This is a genomic window from Burkholderia sp. Se-20378, from assembly GCF_017104665.1.
In the GTDB taxonomy this organism is placed as follows: domain Bacteria; phylum Pseudomonadota; class Gammaproteobacteria; order Burkholderiales; family Burkholderiaceae; genus Burkholderia; species Burkholderia lata.
The window spans coordinates 1-7692 of sequence record NZ_JAAGPG010000420.1; the positions used below are offsets into that span (position 1 = coordinate 1).

At 65.2% G+C, this 7692-nt stretch carries 7 protein-coding genes and 1 pseudogene; 1 reads left to right on the plus strand and 7 read right to left on the minus strand.

Annotation, left to right across the window (positions count from 1 at the left end; translation table 11 throughout):
- Positions 1-299 (plus strand): annotated as a pseudogene (locus G3N93_RS29980) (RNA chaperone Hfq); the annotation flags it as partial.
- Positions 300-376: 77 nt separating this feature from the next.
- On the opposite strand, the gene G3N93_RS29985 reads toward G3N93_RS29980, so the two are convergent.
- The 7 genes from G3N93_RS29985 to G3N93_RS30015 form a co-directional block, all read right to left on the minus strand.
- Positions 377-1078: a DUF2968 domain-containing protein gene (locus G3N93_RS29985; protein WP_174936554.1), complete on the minus strand. Its 702-nt coding sequence runs from the start codon at positions 1076-1078 to the stop codon at positions 377-379.
- 54 nt (positions 1079-1132) lie between these two features.
- Positions 1133-2524 carry a sigma 54-interacting transcriptional regulator gene (locus tag G3N93_RS29990; RefSeq protein ID WP_174934390.1) on the minus strand — a complete coding sequence of 464 codons (1392 nt, stop codon included), beginning with the start codon at positions 2522-2524 and terminating at the stop codon, positions 1133-1135.
- Between the two features lie 108 nt (positions 2525-2632).
- Complete coding sequence (locus tag G3N93_RS29995) at positions 2633-4639, minus strand: pilus assembly protein TadG-related protein (RefSeq protein WP_241011747.1); 2007 nt, start codon at positions 4637-4639, stop codon at positions 2633-2635.
- Between the two features lie 11 nt (positions 4640-4650).
- Positions 4651-4980: a DUF3613 domain-containing protein gene (locus G3N93_RS30000; protein WP_174934395.1), complete on the minus strand. Its 330-nt coding sequence runs from the start codon at positions 4978-4980 to the stop codon at positions 4651-4653.
- Positions 4981-5000: 20 nt separating this feature from the next.
- Positions 5001-5843 carry a tetratricopeptide repeat protein gene (locus G3N93_RS30005; RefSeq protein ID WP_206134577.1) on the minus strand — a complete coding sequence of 281 codons (843 nt, stop codon included), beginning with the start codon at positions 5841-5843 and terminating at the stop codon, positions 5001-5003.
- Between the two features lie 18 nt (positions 5844-5861).
- Positions 5862-6854, minus strand: coding sequence for a type II secretion system F family protein (locus G3N93_RS30010; RefSeq protein WP_174934399.1), 993 nt, complete (start codon positions 6852-6854; stop codon positions 5862-5864).
- A 4-nt stretch (positions 6855-6858) separates the two neighbouring features.
- On the minus strand, positions 6859-7692 hold an 834-nt coding region (locus G3N93_RS30015), incomplete at its 5' end, for a type II secretion system F family protein (RefSeq protein ID WP_241026756.1).

The following is a 7692-nucleotide window of genomic DNA, read 5'->3' on the forward strand; positions in this document are numbered from 1 at the left end:
GCGGTCACAGCCCGTACGGCTCGCACGGCGGCTCGCGTGAATCGCGCGGCGACGGCGGCTACGGCTCCCGCGAACCGCGTGAAGGCTATGGCTCGCGCGAACCGCGCGAGGGTTACGGCTCGCGTGAGCCGCGCGAAGGCTACGGTGCCCCGCGCGAACCCCGTGAACCGCGCGAAAGCTACGGCGCGCCGCGTGACACCGGCGACGCATCCGGCAATGCATCGTCGTCGGATTCCCGCGGCGGCAGCGGGCCGGTCATCGTGACGCGCCGCCGGCGAATCGTGCCGGACGGCCAGTAAAACAAAAGGGCAAGCCAACCGGCTTGCCCTTTTTACTTGTGCGGCCGGCGCGGCATGTCGCCGCACCGCCGCCGGTTTCAGCGTGCCGTCGTCGGCAGGCCCGCATCGGCCTCACGCTGCAACGAACGCACCTGCTGCTGCAACGTACGCAGTTGCGACTGAAGCTCAGCCTGCTGCGCCTGCAATGCGGCCGTCTCGTTGCGTACGTTCTTCTGGCGATCCGCAACCGCCGCCTGCTGCTGGCGTGCGATCGAGATATCAGCCTGCAGACGCCGCGCGCGATCCTGCGTGACTTCGATCTGCTTGTCCATTTGCGTTTTCTGCGATTCCAGCTTCGCGGCCCGCAATTCGTTCACGGCCAGCCGCTCCGCCTGGCGCGAGAAATCGCGATAGATCGCTTCCGCACGCGTTTCATCGTAAGTCTTGATGACGCGCCAGAACGCCTTCTGCTGGAACAGCGCGACGAAGTACGCACCGTCCTTCACGTTGAACAACAGGCTCGCACCGTAGCTGCCGTTGTAGCTCGTGCGCATTTCCGTAAGCGTGTGTGCCTGGATCTGGCGCTGCAAGTCGTCGACCGTACTCGGCCCCGTCGACTCGCCCGCCTGCGGCTGCAACGACGCCTGCGAATCGATCACCGGAATCGCCGCCACCGGCGCCGACGCCTGCTGTACTGCCGGCGAACCGCTGTCTGCCAGACTTTGCGCGGATGCGCCCTGCATGCCTCCCACCATGGCGAGCAACACGCACGCCCTTCCCAACCCCGTCATATGGCTCATGAAGTTCTATTCCCGCCCGAGTCGTTGTAATTCAGCGCGATTTTATCTCATTAATTACTCACTTTCGCGGGTCTCGGGCTCCTCGTCGAAGATCTGATATTTGCGCATTTTTTCCCACAGTACCTTGCGGCTGATGCCGAGCTGCTGCGCCGTATCCTGGCGCCGCCAGCCGTTTGCGTCGAGCGCCGCAATGACGCGGTTGCGCTCGTTCATGTCCCACTTGCTGCGGTCGACGAACACCTCGGCCGCGCTCTCCGCCGGCACCGGCTGCGCCGAACTGCGCGCGTGCGCGATCAGCCGCTGCAACCGCGCAGCATCCCACCCGCCCGTCTGCCGCACCGTCACGCCGACACGCTCGGCGAGGTTGCGCAGTTCGCGCACGTTGCCGGGGAAATAGCTGTCCGCGACCGAATCCGTCAGCCAGTACGGCAGATCGGACAACTGAGCGAGCCGCTCCTCGCCGACGACCTGCGCGACGAACGACTTGAACAGCGCGATCTTGTCGACGGCGCCGCGCTCCTCCAGCGACGGAATGCTCAGCTCGATCACCGCGAGCCGGTAGTAGAGGTCGGCGCGGAACAGGCCATCCTTCACGAGCTGCGGCAGTTTCTTGTTGCTCGCCGCCACCAGGCGGAAATCAACCTTGACCGGCGTCGTCGCGCCGACGCGCAGCACCGCGCCATCCTCGAGTACGCGCAGCAGCTTGACCTGCTGGTACAGCGGGAGATCGCCGACTTCGTCGAGGAACAGCGTGCCGCCGCCCGCCTGTTCGAAATAGCCTTTATGCGCAACAACCGCGCCTGTGAACGATCCCTTCGCATGACCGAAGAACAGCGATTCGAACAGGCCGTCGGGAATCGCGCCGCAGTTCACCGGTACGAATTCGCCGTGCCGATAGCGCGAATGCTTGTCGTGCAGCAACTGCGCGATGCGCTCCTTGCCGACGCCGGTTTCGCCGTGCAGCAGCACGTTGGTGTCGCAGTCGGCGAACGTATCGACTTCGTGCAGGAGCGCCTGCATAGACTCCGAGTGCGCGACGAGTTCGGTCGGATGCGACGTTTCGGCCGTATGCGCCCGCAGCTGCGTGACGAGCTTGCCGATCATGCCGCGCAGTTCGGCACACGTGAAGTCGAGCGGCAGGATATGCGAATACTCGGGCGGATACTGCGACGCGTCGTGATCGCGCGCCGCGCCGACCCAGACGACCGGCATGCCGATGTTGGCCTGCCAGTCGCGCAGGAATGCCGCGCCGGTTTCGATCATCGTCACGCTGATGATCGCCAGCGACGGTCGCAATGCGGCGCGCTCGGCCGAGACCTCCGCGTTGTCGGCGCGGATCACTTCGACGTCGAAGCTCGCCATGCACCGGGCGACGCGGTCGACGATGTCCGCCTTGCCTTCCCAGACATACAGGTCGAGCTCTTCGATTGCGGGCGTGGTTCTCATGATTCGGGTGCGGCTTCAGTAAGTGACGAGTTGCTTTGCATTGCAGCTCAGTGAGCAGTTGCAGGCAGCAGCGACGCTCCCTGCTTTGATGACAGAACGTTCAGGCATTTATTGAACCAGCATCGGGTTGCCGCATTTGATCGAGTCCGGTGTGTTCGTGACATAGGCATTCCCCAGGCTCAGTCCGAGCAGGCCCGTGACGGAGGTCAGGAGAGAATCGATCGGTTGCAGGAGCAGCGGAACCAGTGTGCTTCCGAGCGCAGTCAGAAGCGGCCCGGTCAGGATATCCAGCAAGGGGTTCAGGATGCCGGCCAGCACCCCCACCAGCCCGCCGCTCGCCGACACCGAAACCGACAGGCCGCTACCGACGATACCCTGAACCGCGGGCGCCAGGAATTGGTCCGTTCCCGTGCCCAGCGTGTACGGTGACGCCGGGCTCGGCGAAGCGGATGACCCGGGGCCGGGATACGTGAACGTCAGCGCAGTCGGCGTTTGATTGGCAACGGGCACCGTCAGTTGCCCGGGTTTCAGGCTGATATTGACGGATATCTGATTCAGGTTGATCAACCCCAGCGTCAGCACATTGAGCGCTGAAATCACGGTGTTGAGCCCCAGCAGACTGAGCAAGCTCTGCAGGTTGACGGATACCAGCGTAATCGGGGTTCCGCTGCCGGTTGCATACCCGGACGGCGCGTTCAGGTTGATCGGCGTATTCGCCGAACCGCCGATGTACACGGCAACCACACCGGTCTGCACGTTCACCTGTGCAGTTTTCGTGCCGTTCGCGGTACAGGTGACCGATGCGAGGCCCGCCGTCGCCGGTGCCACATAGGCGGTAATCGGCAGTTGCACCGCGGCAAGCGGCGTGGGACTACCCGACGGGCACGTGCCTCCCGGATAGACCAGCCCGCCGGTCGGACAGGTCGACAGCAGCGATATCGACGTATTGAGGAACACATTCCCCTGCGCAGTCGACGTGTTGGTCGTGCAATTGGAGGTTCCGCAATTCGTCGGCCCGGCCGGACCGCTCGCAGTGGACGGCGGTGTCCCCGCCAGCGACACCGAGCCCGATACGGTTGCGTTCAGCAGCGGCGCCAGCGCGGTCGGCGTCTGAACCGTGATGCTGGGAATGGCGACCGAATTCGTGCCGTTCGCGATCTGCAATGCCGTCGACAGCAGGCCGAGCGCGTTGACGCTGGCATTGACGGCGGAGGTTCCCGTCGCGGTTGCGGCAGAAACCAGTTGGCCAAGCGCGATCTGGGGTCCGCCGCAGACATTGCCGGAACAGAGTGCAACGACGATCGCGTTCAGAACGTTCAGGTTCGCCCCGACCAGATTCTGCTGCGTCGCCGCTTGCACCGCCGCGTTGGCCAGTTGCCCGAGCGTCACCGTGCCATTCAGTACGGATGTGCTCGTGCCGACCGGCAGATTGGCGAGGATGCCGGCCAGCTTCAGGTTGACCTGCGCGAGCCCCTGATAGTCGACGGCCTGCAGGCTCAACGCATTGGGCGACCCCGTCAGCACCTGGAGCAACTGATTGGCCAACCCGCCGTTCAACGCCGCCAGCGACGTGGTCAGCGTAAAGGTATCGGTCGGCACGCTCTTGGCGATAGCCGACGCACCGACGGTTATCCCGCTTCGGAAAATCCCGTCGATCGGCTCGGAAAGCGTCACGCAGACGGCGTTGACCGATTGACCGTTGATCGTTCCGGGCGACAGGCCTGCACACTGACCGTTGGTCGCTGCGCCCGAGGTCGGCGTAAACAGCGGATTGCCGCTGCCTTGAGGCGCGGTCCAGACACCGCACGTCACGGAGACGGTCGAGTTCGCCGGCAGCGGCTTCGATGCCGGATTCGCGATGCGGCCGGCTGCGGTAGTCGCGGCCGTGCAGGTCGAATCCGCGCTGATTTGCGACACGGCCGAAAGCGCTGCCAGATCGGCAGCCGCTTGCATGCTGCGCCGTTCGGAATAGAAATGACCGATATCGATCGCACCCAGCATGATGAATGCAACCGACACCCAGATCGCGGCCATGACCGCAATGGTGCCGCGCTGGCGCCCCGGACGACCGGCAAGGCCGCGTCGTCGCGCTACGGGTGATTGATCTGCGCGCATCGCCGTTCCGCTTACTGCATGCCCTGACTGCTGCCCGACATGCCGCTGGCGGAACCGAGTTGCGAGCTCATCGAGCCCGGGATCTTGTTCTTGAACGAATCGAGATAGCGCTGGTATACGAGCGACGCGACGTCGCCGAGCAACGGCTGCGTCGGTGCCGCCGCGCGATTGTCGCGTTGCATCGAGAGCCACGCCTTCGTCGAACGGCCCACATCGGACGCGCCCGCCGTCACGGCCTCCTGTCCGTATGCCGCAGCAGAACCGGCCATCACGCAGGCGATGGCGGCCAGCACCGCGATCCGGCCCGCGTGCATGCTTCGATGATGTTTGTTGTTGTTCATGTCGTTCCCCCGGTGCCTGTTCATTGTGCAAACCGTTGCAGCAGCGGCACGGTCTGATCGTAGCCAAAATTGTTCGCCATCGGCGTGATCGGCGCCGACGTAGCGCGCCGCGACACGACCGGCGGCGTCGCAACCGCGCGTTGCTGCGCGCGCGCGGCTGCCGCAATCTTCGCGGCGTCGCCGGCGATGTCCTTGCGGATATCCGCCGGCAGATGCTGCTGGTTCATCAGCTTCTGCGCATCCTGAGTGCGCCCTGCCGCGAACAGGTAAAGCGCGAGGTTGCTGACGATTTTCGGATTGCGCTGATCCAGCTCGGCGGCCTTCATCAACGGCACACGTGCGCCGACCACATCGCCGCTGCGCAACTTCGCATACGCAAGATCGGACAGCATCGACGCGTCGGTCGGCGCCAGGTCCGACGCCTGCGTCAGCGTCTGCGCCGCGCGGTCGAAATCACCCGCCGCACCTGCAAGCAGCCCGAGCCCGCGATAGCCGCGCGCGGCGAGTGGCGTCTTCAGCAACTGCGTGTAGACAGCCGCGCTCGCGGCCGGCTGGTCGGTCATCCGCAGTGCATCCGCACGCAACAGGATCGACTCCGGTACGACGCCGTACGTCTTGTCATAGGCGTCGATGTGCGCGAGCGATGCGTAATAGAGCCCTTGCGACTGCATCCGCTGGATCAGGCCGAGGTACATGCCCGGCGTATCCGGCACGGCCTGTTTCTGGTCGGCGGCCTGTATCAGTGCCGCGCGCTCCGTCTGCGCGTTCACGCCGTAACCGCTGTCCTTGGTCGCGCACGCACCCAGCGCCAGCACCACCGCCGCCGCGCCTGCCCGTATCGCCATTCCGCCGATCCGCTTCATCGTCCTTCCTTCCGTCCTTCAGTGATGCGGCGACAACGCATGCATCACCGCCAACATGCCGGGCCCGGCCGTCACGATCAACAGTGCGGGCAACAGTGTCAGCACCATCACACCGGTCATCTTCACCGTCAACCGGCCGATCCGCTCGCGCAGCATGGCACGGCGTGTTTCGCGCAGCCGATCTCCGAACTGCTTGAGCGGCTCCTGTACCGCGCCGCCATGCTTGTCGACCTGAATCATCAATCGCACGATCGCGCGCAAGTCCTCGTTGTCGAATCCGCTGGACAGCCGCTGCAGCGACTGCTCGCGCGTACGACCCGCGGCGAACTGGCGCTGCGCGATGCCGACTTCCGACGACAGCACCGGCAACATCCCGCGAAAATCGTTCGTCACGACCTGCAGGCTCTGATCGAGCGACAGGCCGACGCCTTGCAGCAGGCGCAGCATGTCGACGAGCAACGGCAGTTCGTCGACCACGCTCTGCCGCCGCGCAGCCGAACGGCGCTGCACGTAGAGTTTCGGCAGCATGAAGCCGAGCCCGAAGGCGGCAAACATGCCGACCATCCAGAGACCGCCCTTCATGCGCCCGCTCGCGAAGATGGCAAACAGCAGCGGCAGCCCGATCCCGAACGCGACCCGGGCGCTGAGGAACAGCCCGCGCGTGCGTGCGTCGACATAACCGCATTGCTCCAGCAGGCGGCGATCCTCTTCCGCGACCGCGTATTTGCCGAGCCCGGTATCCAGCCAGCGCATACCCGCTGCCGACAGCCGGTCGAGAAAACGCTCGACACGCTGACCGCCACGCACGTCGGGTTTCGCCGGCGCCGCGCTGTCCGGCGCGGCTTTCGCTTTCGCTGCCTCAAGCGCGGCCATGCGCCGGTCCAGCGCATCCACCAGCGCGCGTTCGGCACGCGTCGCGGCACTCGCCCGCAACATGGCAACCATGCCGAGCAGCAGCACCCCGAGTGCGCCCACCGCCAACGCGATCGCCCCGATTTGAGTCGCTGTCATAGATTCACCTGAGCCGAGCCATTCGATACAGCCACACGCTGCCGGCCAATTGCATCAGGAACGCGATCATGAGCAGCGTCCGCCCGCTCGGATCGTTCCACATCCCGTGCAGATACTTCGGATTGGTCATCACGACAAAGCTGCCGATCCCGATCGGCAGCATGACGAGAACGAACGCAGACAACCGCGTTTCCGACGACATTGCAGTCAACTCACGCTCGGCCTGCTCGAGGTCACGCATGAACACGGCCATCCGTTCGAGCATCACGTCCGCACGCCCACCGTATTTGACCGACAGGCGCAGCACCGAGCCCACCAGTTCGAACTCCTCGGTCCGATAGATCTTCGCGATGTGCATCATCGCGCGATCGATCTCGATACCGCCGCGCAGCATCCGCGACACGAGATCGAGGCAACCGCGCAACGGCTCCTCGGTCGTCTGCAATGCAGACTGGAACGCAGCCGGCACGCTGTTGCCGAGTGTCACGAGACGCACGATCCCGTCCAGGAACGACGGGATCTGCCGGACGATCTTCAGCCGCCGCCGCTGGATCCGCGAAGCGAGCCAGACGCCGAGCATCGCGCTACCGCAAGCGATTGCCGCAAGGCACGCCAGTACGCCGCCGCGGCTGCCGGCGATAAACGCAGCCGCGACAAGTACGCCAAGCGCAACGAGCGTCTTGCCGCGCGCATCCTCGATTCCCGCGCGGCTCGCAAGGTTCGCCAGATACTCGGATGCCGTCGCGTACCAGTGCGCCCAGGCTGCGTCGGACGATGCACTCCGCGCCGCGCCCGGCAGCGGTACGGCACGCGCCGCCCCTGCCGCCGACGGCCGCCC